We start from the raw sequence: 15,753 nt of genomic DNA on the forward strand, positions 1-15,753 counted from the left end.
TCTTTCCAAATTTTTGCAAGAAACTAATGATTGGATTTTAGTTTGGATAGAATTATGTCTTACACGTTGGCAGCCAGTTTTTTGAGTTTAATATAACTTTTCTATCTAGATTTTTAAGAAATTTAAAACCGTTTCTTAAATTTGCAATGCCAGATGTATTCCCGTCGTAAAACTGCCTTACCTATCCGCTGGAAAGTGAATGGATTTCAACCGTATTTTCAGCCGATAAAATTTGCTCTTGTCCTAATAAATAGCCACCTATTTTTCATTTACACTTCTTATTAATGTCATACGTTCGCGAGGGTTGGCTGGGTCAATATTTAACTGGCTAATCCAACAGGAAAGCATTGAGTATTCGCGCTATTTGTTCGTTGGGTATTGATAGCTGGCCGCTTAACGGCTCATTCTTAAATCTACTCGACTTTGAGTAGGTTGTTTGTCTGATTTACTAGTTTTTATTAACTCAACTGGCGAATGTATGAATATTTTTATTAAAGCCGTTTTGGCTGTATCCATCATCAATTCCAGTGCCTATGTAATAGCACAAGAAGATTCTGAAGACGCAAAAGAGAAGCCGCTCTTTAGCAGTCACACCTTTAAAGCCTTGGAGCTGCGCAGCATTGGCCCAGCTTATATGTCTGGCCGTATCGCCGATATCGCCGTTGATCAAAAAAAACCATCAACCTGGTACACCGCCGTGGGTTCGGGTGGTGTGTGGAAAACCGTGAATGCGGGCACCACGTGGGAGCCTATTTTTGATGATCAAGACGTGTACTCCATCGGTGATGTCACTATTGATCCGAGTAACTCCGACATTATTTGGGTCGGCTCTGGTGAAAATATCGGCGGACGTCACATCAGCTTTGGCGATGGTGTTTACAAATCCCTCGACGGCGGTGAAACCTGGGAAAACATGGGCTTGGAAAAGACCGAACGTATTTCCGATATCATTATTCACCCAGATAACTCCGATATTGTTTGGGTTTCCGCACAAGGTCCACTCTGGAACGGCGGTGGCGAACGCGGTTTGTATAAGACCACCGATGGCGGTGAGAATTGGGAGCTGGTGCTAGAAGGCGAAGATGAATGGACCGGTGTAACCTCGCTGGTGATTGATCCGCGCAACCCAAACAAACTCTACGCTGCGACTTGGTCGCGTCAGCGCTCGGTAGCTGCGTACGTGGGAACGGGGCCGGGTTCGGGTATTCATACTTCGGATGACGGTGGCGAAACCTGGACCGAATTAGAAACCGGCTTACCTGATGGCAACATGGGTAAAATCGGTTTGGCGATTTCTCCGATTAATCCCGATGTGCTTTACGCGGCAATCGAAATTGATAACCGCAAAGGTGGCGTTTATCGCTCAGAAAACCGCGGTGCGAGCTGGACTAAAATGTCCGACGAAGTTGGCGGTGGTACAGGCCCGCATTACTACCAAGAAATTTACGCCGACCAACATCAGTTTGATCGTGTTTATATCGCCAGTAACTACAGTAAAGTATCGGACGATGGCGGTAAAACCTGGACGCCGATCAGCACCGAACGCAAGCACGTGGACGACCACGCGATGGCGTTTCACCCAACTGATCCCGATTTTGTCTTGATGGGTTCAGACGGCGGTATTTATCAGTCGTACGATCGCATGGAAAACTGGCGTTATATTGCCAATTTACCGCTGACTCAGTTCTATAAAATTGCCGCAGACGACGCCGAACCGTTCTACACCGTTTACGGTGGTACGCAGGATAACTCAACCCAAGGTGGTCCTTCTCGCACTCTGCGCGAAGACGGCATCAAAAATAAAGATTGGTTCTTAACCCTCGGCGGCGACGGCCATCAGCCTGCGATTGAGCCAGGCAATCCCAACATCATGTATTCTCAGTGGCAGCAGGGTAACTTGACCCGTCACGATCGCACCACGCGTGAAAATGTTTACATCAAACCGCAACCTCGTCCGGGTGAGCCAGCAGAGCGCTTCAACTGGGACGCGCCTATCAACGTGTCTGCTCACGATCCAAAACGTATCTATTTTGCGTCTCAGCGCGTTTGGCGTTCGGATAATCGTGGCGACAGTTGGACGCCAATCTCGGGTGACCTCACCAAAAATGGCAACCGCATGCACTTGCCGTTGATGGGTCGTACTTGGTCGGTAGAAGCGGGGTGGGACATTTACGCGATGTCGGAATACCACACCATTGCCAACTTTGCCGAAAGCCCAGTCGATGAAAACATCCTTTGGGTTGGCACCGATGACGGCCAAATTCAAGTAACCAGCGATGGCGGCGACAACTGGAAAAAAATCGATCTAAAAAGCGTAAGGGGGGTTCCGGCTACGGCTTACGTTAATGATATTCGCGCGGATTTATTCGATCCTAATACCGTGTACGTTGCGCTTGATAATCATAAGTACGGAGACTTTAAGCCTTACTTGATTAAATCCACCAATCTGGGCAAAAGCTGGACATCGTTGGCGAGCGATCTGCCCGAAAAACACTTGGTGTGGCGTATTGTTCAAGACCACGTTAACAAAAATCTATTGTTTATCGGCACCGAATTCGGCGTTTTCTTCACCATTGATGGCGGTAAAAAATGGATTGAGCTAGATGGCGGCATTCCAACCATTTCCACGCGCGATATTGTGATTCAGCGCCGTGAAAACGATTTGGTGGTTGGTACCTTTGGTCGCGGAATTTATATTCTCGACGATTACAGTCCATTGCGTACTCTAACCGAAGAGGCTATGGAACAAGACGCGCTATTGTTTGCGCCGAGTCGTCCTGTTAAATGGTTCCAATTGGACGACAACCATTCCAGCACCGACGGCGATGATCGCTACATTGCGGAAAATCCAGAGCACGGCGCGACGCTTACTTACTTCTTAAAAGAAAGTTTGTTAACGGCCAAGGAAAAACGTAAAGAGGAAGAAAAAGAACTCGTCGAAAAGAAAAAATACCCGAAATATCCTTCTTGGGAAGCCATCGAGAAAGAAAATCAAGAGCCAGAACCTGCGGTGTATCTTGAAATTCGAAACGCGGCGGGAGAGTTTATTAATCGCGTTGCTGGTGATACCAAAAAAGGATTACACCGTGTGACTTGGGATATGACCTACGCCAACACCAACGCCATTATTAATGGCGCCGACGAAGACGATAATCGATTCTACGTGGGTGTTACTGCAGCACCGGGAACCTATTCAGCAACGCTTTATCAGCGCGTTGGCAGTGAGGTTACCCAGTTGGCGAATGCGGTTGAATTTGAATTAAAACCCATTCATACCCCAACGCTTTCTGGACCGAGCCAAAATGCCGTTGTTGAATTCAGCAAAAAAATTATGTCAGCGGAGCAACGTGCCTCGTCGACGAATGCTGTTTTGACAGAAATGGTTGCGAGCATGGAAAGCGTGCGTTCTGCACTTGATTTAACGCCTGGCGACGTTACTGCTTTAGAAGCACAATACGCCGCTATTCAATCGGAAATAAACACCATTCATTTTGAATTAAATGGTTTAGATTCCCGAGATAGAAAAGGTATTAAACCTGCCAACATCAACAGTCGTTTGTGGTACGCCGCGTCAGCGAAATGGTCAACTTACGGCCCAACCGCACAACATAAAGAGCAGCTCGGTTTTGCTCTGGAAGGTTTAAACGCAGTTAACAAACGATTAAAAACAGCAAAAGAAAATGCTTTGCCAAAACTACAGCAAGCCATTATTAATGCCGGTGGCCCCTGGACATCAGGAGCGCCTGTTATTAGTAATTAATTCGCAGTGGTATTTATGAAAATAAAAAACGGCACTGTAGGAGGTGCCGTTTTTTTTTTTTTCCGTCTTAACTAATTTTTTATTGAAGTGGCTCCACCGTCATGTTCGTTAATTTGGTGAACTTAAGTGCTATTTTTTCAGAACATCTAAAACATTCACTAATATTTTTCCGTGTCTTATAATTATTTATATCTAACTTGCAGTCAGTATCTTTTATGGCGTAATAAACTTCCCAATTTTGTGTTAAGTTTTTTGAAGTGTCACTCATTGAGAGTTGATAGTGTAATGCTAATTTATTTGTGATCTAGTTTTAATTGTCTGGTGTGAGTTTAGTTAGTATGTGACCTTGTATGAAATTTGATAATTTAGCTTTTTAACTGGGGTGGGATTATGCCATTAGATGCAAATGTTAGATCGGTAGTTGAAAAGAAGTTAGAAGAGTATGAAGGTCGGTATAATCATATGTATCTAGACACCAAAGGAAAGGTAACTGTTGGTGTAGGACACCTAATTGCTAATAAGGCGGCAGCTGCTTTTGTGGTTATGTATACCGTCAAGAATGGGCAGCCATCGACAATAGCCACGACAAAGCAAAAGCAAGATGAATATGATGTCATTGCAAAGCAAAAAAAGAATTATAAAGCTAGCTGGTATAAACAACATACGAGTTTAGTGATGAAAGATTCCGATATTAATGCTCAAAGAAAGAAACATATCGATACTTTTTATTCGGAGCTGGTCGGTGTTTATAAAAAATCAAAAGGTTACACCAGTGACTTTGATGATTTTCCAGTAGAGGTTCAGAAAGCGTTGTTTGATATGATTTTTAATCTAGGTCAGACTAAATTAAGAAACGTGTTTGTTAATTTTAACAAAGCAATAAAGAAAGAGCAGTGGGATGTTGCGGCGAAGCAGTCAAATCGTCCTGATGTAAATGCCGCTCGAAATAAGTATGTTCGTGACTTGTTTAATGCAGCTCATGCATCCGCTAATAAAGCTGCCGTTGCAACTCCGTGAGATCGAGAGATTTATGAAAGCAAATGTTATTCTGTCAGGTTTATGCTCTTTCGTGTTAATAGCGTGTTCCTCGGGTCAAATTAATACTGGTGAAGCAATAGCACCTTTTATCAATGAGAATGAAATTACAGGTTTTATTGAGCGTGGCGATACCTATGAAAGTGTCGTGCTGGAATATTCTTTGGATACTCCAAATGGGGATGAGCTTCAATTTGCTTCATGTCCATCAATAGAAAATACGTCCGAAAGTAATGTTGATACTTCTCAGTTTTATTTATTGCAGTTAATTAAGAAAAATTGTATTGCTGCTAAGTATTACTATCAATCTTTGTCTACACCTGTTTATAAAAGTTATTTGCCAAATGCAATCAATGAAGAATTTATCGTAAATCTTCCCGCAACCACCGTTCCTGATTTGGGCGGTCAGTTTCTTGAGCAGCGTAGTGGCATTTTGAAGGAGTTTGAGGAAAAAATAGAAGTTCTGTCTGAGAGTGAAAATTCGATTGAACTTGCTTTGTCGGACGATTTAGTTATTAACTATGTCGTTATGGCGCGGGGCGATTTCAATAAAGACGGTATCGAAGATATGATACTGAGATTGGATTGGTATATCAGCTCAGCGTTTGGAAAGGGATTTGAGTTGGTGTCCGTGACTCAAAAGGGTGAAGATAAGCCATATTTTGTGGGCAGGCTTTAGTTTAATAAGTTAAAAAGCGGCTCACCTAGGCCGCTTTCTGTGTACAACATCGTTTTTATGCAAGGTTGCACTCGCGCATGTGTGTGAGCTGCAATGAGCTACTTATTGTGGGTGAGGCACGAAATATCAGTATACTTCTAGACTTTGTTTGGTGTCCAGTTCTAAACCTAAATTGAAGTTATCCCACGTAGTAAACCATAGTTGTCTCATTCCATTTCGATCTTTATAGTTGATGATGTCAAGCTGCTCTTGGTGATCAGTAATGCCTCGTGAGTGTAAAACTCGTTTTTTAGTGTCATTAGGAATGTATGGGCAAGAAATCAGATCGAACAATAACATTACTGATTCACAATTTTTGTCTGGTCTAGGTCTAGTAGTTAATTTTTTTTCTATTTTTGAAATTATGGAGTTTCTTAGGGTTAGATACCTTTTTTTGTCTTTCATGTAAAATAAAAGAACTGTGTAGGAAAAATAATTTAGCTCTGGAATTTCAAAAGAGTTGTCTCGTTCCGAATGCTTAATATTACAATATTTTGCAAGTTGTTTTTGTTCTAGCCAAAAATATTTTCCTAGTTCGGATAGTGTAACTAATAGATATAGTGTTTCTACTTGGATATGTTTGCTGTTCTTGTTTTTATTTAAGATAAAGCAGATGTTGTCGAAAATGTATTTGAAAATTCTACTTTTTGCTTCATTGTTGACTTTTGGTGATCTTAGGAATTCACAATAAATTCTTAGTATTCTACACAGTCTTATTGTAGTGTTTACTCTGGGAGATACGGAGTAGATAAAGAAAACAAACTCTAATATAGATTGAATGGAATTTATTAGCTGTTTGAATGGGCGGTATTCATTTGAGGTTTTGTTAAAGTTAATTAGTATTTTTTTGCTTTTTGATTCTATTGTTGCAAGTCCATAGTTTAGTAAGTCTTTATATTCTACATTACATTCCTTTATTATTGTTTTGAAGCTGGTTATTAATTGCTCGGTGTTGATGTATATAGATCCAGTATATATTGTTTTTTCGGTTTTATCTGTTCTTTTGTCTAAGTTATATTTTATAGTATCGTCGAAGAGATCAGCTATTTTTTTCTTGGCAATAGATATTTCTGTAATAATTGGTTTTTCGTAAATTACAACTTTTGAGAAATTCAAATGTAGTTTGTATTCTTTGAGTGAGTGCTGAAGATAATCTACTATGATATCCTTGTGTGACTCTTCATTATAAAATAAAAAATAATCATCTACGTATCTGAATATTTCATAATCTTTTTTGTGAGAGATGGGTGGGATCTCTCCATTTAGTTTTCTATAAACAGACTTGTCTACAGCCTGTAATATTAATTCTGCAAATATTCTACTAAATTCAGGCCCAATAACGATTCCATTTGTTTCTTGATAATTCAAATTTCTTATTAGATTGTCAAATCTTCCAGAGAAAGTTTTTTCACTGAGCTTGATGTTATCTTTTACTGTATTTTTACCAAATATAGCCCATGATAGTGAGTGTGTATAAATGCTGTCAAAACATTTGGTTATATCTAATTTCAACATTTTATTATACTTTTTTTCGCATCTGTGATGGGTGTGAGATCCAAAAAATTTGTAAATGTTGCTGAAATCATCATATGAGAAAAAAGATTTTAAATTTTCATATTCTTTATTTTGTTCTTCAATTGGTGGGTCATCTGTTGCTAGATTTTCATAATGCAGACGATCTTTATGGTATTTGTATGTTGCTACTCTGGCTGGTTTTCTGATAGAGAATGGGCTTAAAGAACAGTAATAAATAATTAACTCTTTGTATTGGTCGTAAAATGAAGCCACGTCTAATTGGCTTCTTGGATGGGGGATGCTTAGGTTGCGAAACTCTTTGTATTTATGGCTGATTTTGAAATCAAATGGAACTAGTGATAAATCTCTGCTTTTAAGTGTGTATATATTAAAAGAAAATGAGTTTGGACCAATTTGTTTTTCTATTTTTTTTAGATTGCGCGCTTCTTTGGGTAAAGAGAATAAAATATGGATAATATTATCTAGTGTTTGACTGTTTTCTTTCCAGGATAATCCTCCATCTATATATTCTATGTGGTTGTAGGTGATAAAGTTGTATAGGTGGCGATTTGTGAATGTTATTGGAATTTCATAAGGCAGCGTGTCCGATAATATTACTCGCTCTTTTTTATAATTCAATCTAATTTTCTTGCGGGGCATATTTCCAAGCCTTTACAATTAACTTTAGCTCTTCTCCAGAGAATTTGTAGTATATTCTTTTGTTGAATCCTTCTTTGAAGCTAAATTTTGTTTCCGGTATTTTAATTTTATTTGAAAATAGTTGATTTTTTAGATATTGATCTAGCCCGTCTAAATCGGTTGGATTTGTCAGCTGTGTGTTCGAAAAGTAAATTCCAACAACAGCATTTCTTTTGTTATTAACTAGTCTAGTGTTTCCAGTTAAGAACATCAGTCGTTTCTTTAGTAGTTTTCTAGCTTTTTTTTCGTTTTTTAGTTTCTTGTACTCAATTATTGATAGTTTGATTCTATGTTTATATTTCTCTAATTTTTTATTCGTAAGTCTTGTTTCAAAGCTATTTTTCGATATATTTATCTCATAACCTAAGTAGTCAAAGGAAAAGTTGTCAGTTGTTGAATTTTTATAGTTGGTCTTGTTTTCATTGACCTCTAGCTTTAGTATGCTCAACTTGTCTTTGAGTTCATCAAGGTAGTGTGATTCATCTATTCTATTTTTTGGTGAAATTATTATGATAATGTCATCTACATATCTTGCATAGTAAATAGTTTCTTCGTTTATTTTGTATTTTTTGTCGAAATCCCTCATGTATAATTCTGCTAAATAAGCGCTAATGCCTATTCCTCTTGGGATCCCTGTTTCAGAATTGGTTAAAACTCCATATTGAAATAATATTTGTTTTATTAGTTTTTTTGATTTTAGCGTTAACAATGTGTCGTTATTTATTTTTTCAATGAGTGGTTTTCTTGGTATGCTTTCATAAAAGCTTTTTATATCTGTTCTGATAATGGTTTTGGGAAAGTTGTCAGATAGAGTTGATTTTAGTTGGGAGATGATATGATTTCTATTACTTTGTTTTATTTTGTATAAATGGCTAATATTTTTTTGAAGTTGTTTTAATGCGAAAAATGCTTCTTGATTTTCGCCAGTAGTATATATTTTTTTGTTGTTGTGAGTGGTTTTTTCCTCTACGTTAAATGTGAACTTTTTTTCCGCGATGTTGTTGCTTGTTTTTGTTAGATAGTTTCTAAGTATGATCTCTTTGTTTTCCTGAAGTTGTTTTTTTTCTTTGTATAACTCTTTTATTTTTTCTTTGTAAGTCTTCGGTGATAAATTTCTCTTATTCCTTTTTAATTCTTTTATGTTTGAAATTTTTGACCTTATTTCTAGAGTTATATCTTCTAGGTTTGGAAAAAATTTATTCTCCAAATAATTCCCTTTTCTATTTTCGTAATCGATGATTCTTCTGAAATTTTCTGGAGAAAATGACTGGTCTAACACATTTGTACCTTAATATGCCTTAAAATATGTTCAATATTTTGACTGATTTTTTAGAAAATTGAGTGTGACATAGGGAAATAGCGTACCATTTATCCAGCAGCTTACCGTATAATTCTGTGATGTCTATTTTGACAGCTTGAGTTTTTACGGACTTGCATATTCAAAAGTAGGAAATAATACTGAGTATTAGGGGGAGTTTTGTGGTGGTAGGCGAGATGCTTATGCGGAAATATCTCCACAGTCTCTGAATTATTTGTTTTTTGTGGTTTAGGTATTAGTTTGATAAATCGAGTTTGGATCAATTCTATCTCGGTTTTATTTCAGGTACAAAAAAAACCCGCATTACAGAGGTTTTAAAATTCGATGGTGCCCAGAGGCGGAAGCATCCGAATAGCCTTTGGGCTATTCTTCCCCTGCGGGCTGCGGGCTGCGGGCTGCGGGCTGCGGGCTGCGGGCTGCGCGCGATGCGCTTGTGACTCAATGCTTGGTCGCTTTAGGCTGAATCTGAAATATCGAACCACGGTCGGTGTTTCTCAACCGCCACTATTTTTGCGTTTTTATCAGGCATAAAAAAGCCCCGCTAGTGCGAGGCTTTAGAATTCTATGGTGCCCAGAGGCGGAATCGAACCACCGACACGGGGATTTTCAATCCCCTGCTCTACCGACTGAGCTATCTGGGCAATACTTTGCGGCGTTTAAGCTTCGCTGCAAGAGGCGCGTATTAAACCTGTTGCTAGCGGGTGAGTCAAGACCAAATTGAAGAAAAACTTATGAAAAATCAGGTGCTTGAAAATTAACCGGCATCACCGCCGTGTTCAGGTGGTACATATCCCTCCACTTTGTCGGTTTCTTCACCAGCAAAGAACTTATCCATCTGTTCATTGAGGTAGGCACGCGCGGTAAGGTCCATCATATTGAGCTGACGTTCATTAATGAGCATGGTTTGGTATTTCATCCAATCGGCCCAAGCTTGTTTCGAGATGTTGTTAAACAAGTCTTCGCCTCTGGCGCCGGGGTAGGGCGGACGGTCGAGTCCTTCGAGTTCTTTTTGGTAGCGACGGCAGAATACGGTGCGCATGGTGTCTCTCATGGTATGGTCAAATTTGAGCGCTATTATACGATTTTTTATCGCTGTGAGCGCGTTTGTTTACGTTGTTGGATTCATGTTCAAAACATCAGCATATTGGGAAGGTTTATGAATCGATTGTTGTTTTTGTGTACTGGCAATTACTATCGCAGCCGTTTTGCTGAGCAGTATTTTAATCATCACGCGGATGCAATGAATCTGCCTTGGCGGGCTTATTCGATGGGTTTGCTGCGCGATATGCAAAACGGTCCCAATATTGGCCCAATTTCCGGCCACACGCTGGATTATCTGACGACTCTAGGCATTGATTGGGATGACAGCCGCTACCCTGAGAGCGTCGAACAGGAGCACTTTGATCAGTATGATCGAGTGATTGCCGCGAGTCGTGATGAGCACTATCCAATGATGCAAGAACACTTTCAGAATCTTGCCGATGACATCGAATACTTTGAGGTCGAAGACTTACACATTGAGTCTTCTGAACTGGCACTGCCGAAGTTGGTGGCAGCGCTGGATCGTTTGTTAGAAGAGATTCAAGTTGCCTGAGTGATTGCTCAGGCGCTTGAGTAACTTGGTGACCGGCGCGGCTAAACCCAATTCCAACGCCTCAGCTGGCGCGAGCCATTGTTGTTGCTTCTCGTTGATGGTGTTTGGTGGGCTTTCAAGCGTTATCAACAGCGGGTAAATGTCTAGGTGGTAGTGGCTAAACGTGTGGCGAAAGCCTGGCCAAATTTCTACTGAGTAGATTTTGGAGCTGATCGACTGTAGCTGAGGGTGTGCGAGGTCTAGCCACTCTTCAGGGCTTAAATCGGCATTAATTGATGTGTTCAGGGGCTGTTCTAAAAAGCTCCACAGTCCGCCCCAAATTCCCTGAGGCGGGCGCTGCTCTAGCAATAGATTTCCGTTTTTGCTTTGAATGATCAAAAACACGGATTGTTTAACTGGTTTATTGACCTTGGGTTTTTTGCCTGGAAATTCCAGTTGCCGATTTTGTTTTTCCGCAATGCAGGTTGATACCAGTGGGCAGCGTTTGCAGTCGGGTTTTGTGCGTGTACACAGCGTCGCGCCTAAATCCATCATGGCTTGTGTGTAGTGATTGCAGTCGGAATCTGGCGTGTGTGCCTCGGCGATATCCCAAAGTGCATTATGGACTGCAGTTTTGCCCGGCCAACCTTCTACGGCAAAGTGTCGTGCTAAAACGCGTTTAACGTTGCCGTCCAAAATTGGCGCGCTCAAGCCCATGCTGATGGTCGCAATGGCGCCTGCTGTGGAGCGGCCAATGCCGGGTAGGGTTTCCAGTTCGTCTACGGATTTTGGGAACCGGCCTGCGAATTCGCTGACGACGGTTTGCGCGCATTTGTGTAAATTGCGTGCGCGTGCGTAGTAGCCAAGCCCGCTCCAGTGACTGAGCACGTCATCGACCGGAGCTTCTGCCAGCGATTTTAAACTGGGGAACCGCTTCATAAATTTGGCAAAATACGGAATTACCGTGGCCACCTGAGTTTGTTGAAGCATGATTTCTGAAATCCACACGCGGTAGGGGGTAATGTTTTTTTGCCAAGGCAAATCCTTGCGGCCGTGTTGGTGATACCACGACAAAACGCGTTGGGTGAATTCTTGAGGTGAGATATTGGAAGATGCTTCAGCTTTCACGGCGTATGTCATTTATAAGAGTATTAACAGGCGACGTGAGTGTAGCGTTTTGCTGGAAAGATTTATAGGAGCCTCTGAGTCATCGACTGACGACTCAGAGTGTTTTCGAATGATTAATTATCTTTGTCGCGCTTAAACAATCCTTCTAACAATTTACTGGCGCCTTCGCCGAGTTTATCGTCGATTTTCTCGCGGAATTCATTTTTCTTTTGATCGAACTTGTCTCTCTGCTTTTTGGTTTTTTCAGCGAGTTTTTGTTTGGCTTTGTCTTCGGCAAAATCTTTAACCAGTTCGCGAATGGCACGATTATCAATACCACAGGCGGCCAGTGGATTGGTTAAATCACCTTTACAACGCACCAACGATAACGCTTTGCCGACTAAATAATCGTTAGTGATTGGGCAGCCTTGGGTTTCTAAATCCGCCTGGGTTACCGAAAACGGCATGCGAACATCTAAGGTTTGATTTTTTAAATCTACTTTGCCGTTGGCGCCGAGATTAATTTGTTGCACGCCAGCGGATAAGGTTTTGATGTTCGCAACCTGATTGGCAAAGGTAATTTCTGCGGCGAACTCCTGCATTTTGGTAATTTCTGGCCAGTTAAACTCGGTGTTAAAACTGTCACCCTGTACCAAGGCAATGGCTTGGCACACCATTTTTTCAACGTTGATGGGCACCAGTTGTAGCGCTTGCGTATTGGCGTTTACATTGGCGTTGAGGTTTTCAAACATTTCTGTGACGGTATTGCCTTGAGTATTGGATGAAAAATTACCGTTGGCTAAACCGCGAATTAAAAATTGTTGTGCTGTGGTGGCAGGTTCTTCCGATAAGGCTTCTAGCAGCGGTTCCATAGCAATGCCGCTACCGTTGCCCGATAACGACAATTTTGCGGGTGTTGCTCTGGCGTCGAGTCTGCCTTTACTGGCTAAAGTGCCTTGGAAAAAATCGGCACTGAAATTTCTCAATACGGCCAAACCGTTTTGATTGTTGGCGGAGAATTTAAAATTATCAAAGGCAAGGTTAGTGACTTTGATTTGCTCAAAATTCACATTTACGTCGGCGTTAAAATCCGAGAGTAATTCAAACGGTAAAGGCTCTTCTGGTTCTGAGCTTGCTGTATTACTGGCTTGGTTATTATTGGTTTCGGTTTCTTTCACGGGTTCAGGCAGATAGCGATCGACATCGAGCTTGCCGCCGTTTAAATTTACGGTCAGCGAATTCAAGGTCTTGAGTTCAGCGGTGCCTGTTACTTTGGTGCCATCCAGTAATAAATCGATGGTTGGGATTTTTATAGCTTGCGGTGTACCCTTGGCAACAAGAGTAGCAGCGACTTGGGTTAACGCTTTTGGATCGGACATTTCCGGTTTTTCAATGCCGAAATCTGTCATCAGTTGGCTCGCATTTAATGTCGGTACGGTTACCTTGGCATTAAATTGTTGGGCTTTGTTTATATCTCCTGTAACTGCGATTTTTTTGCCTTGTAACAACAACGAGGCTTCTTCGATTGCGGCTTTACCGTTACCGGCATTAAATTTAAACGTGGGTTTATTAAACGTTAGATTATTGGCGGTTAATGCCTCAAAGGCGATATCAACGTTGGCTGCGTATTCATCTAAAAAGCTCAAATCCAACGCTTCATCGCTGTTGGATTCATTATTGTTCTCGGCGCTTGCTGTATTTATCTGCGTGGTTTCTTGGGATGATTCAGGGGGCAAGTAGTCGTCTAAATTAAGTTGCGTGCCGCGCAAATTTAACGCGATTTGCGATAAATCTTTAACGGATAAATTACCTGTGACGTTGGTTTTGTCCAGAGCTAAATTAATTTGACCGACAGTTAAATCGTTTTGATTGCCTTCCAAGTTTAGATTAAGGCCAACTCGGGTAAGAGCTTCAGAATTTTGTGTTTCTATGGCCTCTAATCCCAAGGCTTTCATGATGTTTTTTGGATTAAATGGGTCGATTTTAACTCGGCCGTTGATCGCTGGATTTGTATCGATAGAATTCGCCGCCAGCGAAAATTCAGTCACAATTGATTCCGATACAGCAGCGGCGGTATTTTCGATTAACACAGCCAGTTTGCTGTCGGCTAATTCCGCCGCTGAAAAATCATCGGATAAGGTAATTTTTGAGGTAAGGCTGCCTGCAAACTTAACGGGTTGTGGAAAATCGCCCCCAGATACGCCCGCCTGCCATTGGCTTTCAACTGGAAAACTTTTTCCTTCGAGGTTGAGATTATTAATAATTAAATCGAAGTCGTTTAAATTGGCGTTGAGCTGACTTTGTTGATCGGCAAAGGTAATTGCGGCGTCGCGAATACGAATGGTTTCTGCTTCTAGTGATAACGGTGAAGCGCTTGAGCTATTGGTCGTATTTACTTGAGTATCTGCTGTAGTATCGTCGGACTCTGGAATAAATACTTCCCAGTTGCCGGTGCCGTTTTTGTCGATTTCTAGGTGAGTTTTTAGGCCGACCAATTCAACGGTTTTAACAATAATTTCTTGTTTGATTAGGGGCAGTAGCTGGACTGAGGCGGTGGCACTGCTGATGGATGCAAATGCCTGTTGTTGGGAGTCATCAACCAGTAATTCGGTTTTGCCAATGCTGATGCCCAATTCTGGGAACCACTGCCAGGCAAGATCGCCGTGAATAACGATAGGGTAACCCTGTTTGGCTGCGGTGGATTCTATTTCCCCTTTATAATCATTGGGGTCAATCACTGAGGTGATAATGACCGCAGTGATAACAACGAGGGCGACACAAACCAGTAATCCACCCAATAATATTTTCAATAGCTTTTGCATGAGTTTCCCCAAAGTCTTTAAAATGCACCGACGAGGACATCACCGATTAAATCAAACGATAAGAATTATCATTTGCAATTATTTCGCAATTAGAGCAGCATCAATAGCAATGTTGAATTTCTGCCCGCCTTATTTTGATCGGTTATTTTACTTATGAACTATCCTACACGAATCATGTTGCACTTGAGACTGAAAAAATCCTTAAAAGTTACCGCGGCTGTGTTGTTATCGGCGCTCTTGGGCGCCTGTGCGAACGAGCCTGAAGACGAATCTGTGATCACGGTATACACCGCGCGTAACGAGCATTTGATCAAACCTTTGTTTGATCGCTATACCGAAGAAACCGGAGTTAAGATTCGTTACATCACCGACAGCGCAGGTCCGTTGTTGGCTCGTCTTAAAGCCGAAGGTGAGGGTACGCCTGCGGATTTGTTTGTGACGGTAGATGCGGGTTATCTGTGGCAGGCGTCTAACGAAGGCGTGTTACAGCCGATAGAATCACAAACTCTAACTACTAATATTCCTGAATCTTATCGCTCCAGCGAAAACGATTGGGTGGGTTTGTCGTTGCGAGCGCGCACCATTATTTACTCAACAGATCGTGTCGATCCTGCGTCGTTGAGTACCTACGAAGCCTTGGCCGATGAAGATTGGAATGGCCGCTTGTGTTTGCGCACCTCGAAAAAGGTGTACAACCAATCGTTGGTGGCAACGATGATCAAAACCTTGGGCGAGGAAGAAACCGAATCCCTGGTTGCCGGTTGGGTGAATAATTTAGCGACCTCGCCGTTTTCTAACGACAACAAAGCAATGGAAGCTGTGGTTGCCGGTTTGTGTGATGCCACTGTGGTGAATACCTACTATTTCGGGCGAATGAAAAAAGAAAATCCCGATTTACCGCTGGCAATTTTTTGGCCTAATCAACAAGATCGCGGCGTTCATGTGAATGTCTCTGGCGCTGGAGTTACCAAACACGCGAAAAACCCCGAGGGCGCAAAAGCCTTCTTAGAATGGCTCAGTGAACCTGAGGCGCAGTATTTATTTGCTGAGTCGAATCAGGAATACCCTGTGAATCCAAGCGTTGAAGCTTCCGAGGAAGTAAAGTCTTGGGGGGATTTCAAAGCGGATTCTGTTAACGTTGAGGCTGCCGGTCGATTACAAGCCGATGCGATTCGATTGATGGATCGTGTGGGTTACCAATAGTGA

At 41.6% G+C, this 15,753-nt stretch carries 10 protein-coding genes and 1 tRNA gene; 5 read left to right on the plus strand and 6 right to left on the minus strand.

Annotated features, from left to right (window positions below; all coding sequences use genetic code 11):
• Positions 1-478 precede the first annotated feature (478 nt).
• From LU361_RS18960 to LU361_RS18970, 3 genes are all read left to right on the plus strand, one after another.
• The gene (locus LU361_RS18960) at positions 479-3,760 is read left to right on the plus strand and encodes a WD40/YVTN/BNR-like repeat-containing protein (RefSeq protein ID WP_233090737.1); all 3,282 of its coding nucleotides are present in this window, start codon (positions 479-481) and stop codon (positions 3,758-3,760) included.
• A gap of 390 nt (positions 3,761-4,150) precedes the next feature.
• Positions 4,151-4,777, plus strand: coding sequence for a lysozyme family protein (locus tag LU361_RS18965; RefSeq protein WP_233090738.1), 627 nt, complete (start codon positions 4,151-4,153; stop codon positions 4,775-4,777).
• A gap of 13 nt (positions 4,778-4,790) precedes the next feature.
• Entirely contained in the window at positions 4,791-5,474 is a 684-nt protein-coding gene (locus tag LU361_RS18970) for a hypothetical protein (RefSeq protein ID WP_233090739.1), read from the plus strand.
• 126 nt (positions 5,475-5,600) lie between these two features.
• On the opposite strand, the gene drt3b is transcribed toward LU361_RS18970, so the two are convergent.
• The 4 genes from drt3b to LU361_RS18990 form a co-directional block, all read right to left on the minus strand.
• Positions 5,601-7,667: an antiviral reverse transcriptase Drt3b gene (drt3b, locus tag LU361_RS18975; RefSeq protein ID WP_233090740.1), complete on the minus strand. Its 2,067-nt coding sequence runs from the start codon at positions 7,665-7,667 to the stop codon at positions 5,601-5,603.
• 1 nt (position 7,668) lies between these two features.
• A complete protein-coding gene (gene drt3a / locus LU361_RS18980) occupies positions 7,669-9,006 on the minus strand; it encodes an antiviral reverse transcriptase Drt3a (protein WP_233090741.1) in 1,338 nt (445 codons plus the stop codon).
• A gap of 604 nt (positions 9,007-9,610) precedes the next feature.
• Positions 9,611-9,686, minus strand: a tRNA-Phe gene (locus tag LU361_RS18985).
• Between the two features lie 113 nt (positions 9,687-9,799).
• Positions 9,800-10,084: an oxidative damage protection protein gene (locus LU361_RS18990; protein ID WP_233090742.1), complete on the minus strand. Its 285-nt coding sequence runs from the start codon at positions 10,082-10,084 to the stop codon at positions 9,800-9,802.
• A 117-nt stretch (positions 10,085-10,201) separates the two neighbouring features.
• Between LU361_RS18990 and LU361_RS18995 the strand changes: the two genes are divergently transcribed.
• Positions 10,202-10,639, plus strand: coding sequence for an arsenate-mycothiol transferase ArsC (locus tag LU361_RS18995; RefSeq protein ID WP_233090743.1), 438 nt, complete (start codon positions 10,202-10,204; stop codon positions 10,637-10,639).
• On the opposite strand, the gene mutY is transcribed toward LU361_RS18995, so the two are convergent.
• Together mutY and LU361_RS19005 are read right to left on the minus strand one after the other, a co-directional pair.
• The gene (gene mutY, locus LU361_RS19000) at positions 10,616-11,746 is read right to left on the minus strand and encodes an A/G-specific adenine glycosylase (protein ID WP_233090744.1); all 1,131 of its coding nucleotides are present in this window, start codon (positions 11,744-11,746) and stop codon (positions 10,616-10,618) included. The two genes, LU361_RS18995 and mutY, sit on opposite strands and share 24 nt — an antisense overlap.
• 113 nt (positions 11,747-11,859) lie before the next feature.
• Positions 11,860-14,547 (minus strand): AsmA family protein, encoded by a 2,688-nt coding sequence (locus LU361_RS19005; protein WP_233090745.1) that lies wholly within the window; start codon positions 14,545-14,547, stop codon positions 11,860-11,862.
• A 153-nt stretch (positions 14,548-14,700) separates the two neighbouring features.
• Between LU361_RS19005 and LU361_RS19010 the strand changes: the two genes are divergently transcribed.
• Positions 14,701-15,750, plus strand: coding sequence for a Fe(3+) ABC transporter substrate-binding protein (locus LU361_RS19010; protein WP_233090746.1), 1,050 nt, complete (start codon positions 14,701-14,703; stop codon positions 15,748-15,750).
• The last annotated feature ends 3 nt before the right edge of the window (positions 15,751-15,753 follow it).

Source organism: Sessilibacter corallicola (assembly GCF_021290925.1).
Classification (GTDB): Bacteria; Pseudomonadota; Gammaproteobacteria; order Pseudomonadales; family Cellvibrionaceae; genus Sessilibacter; species Sessilibacter corallicola.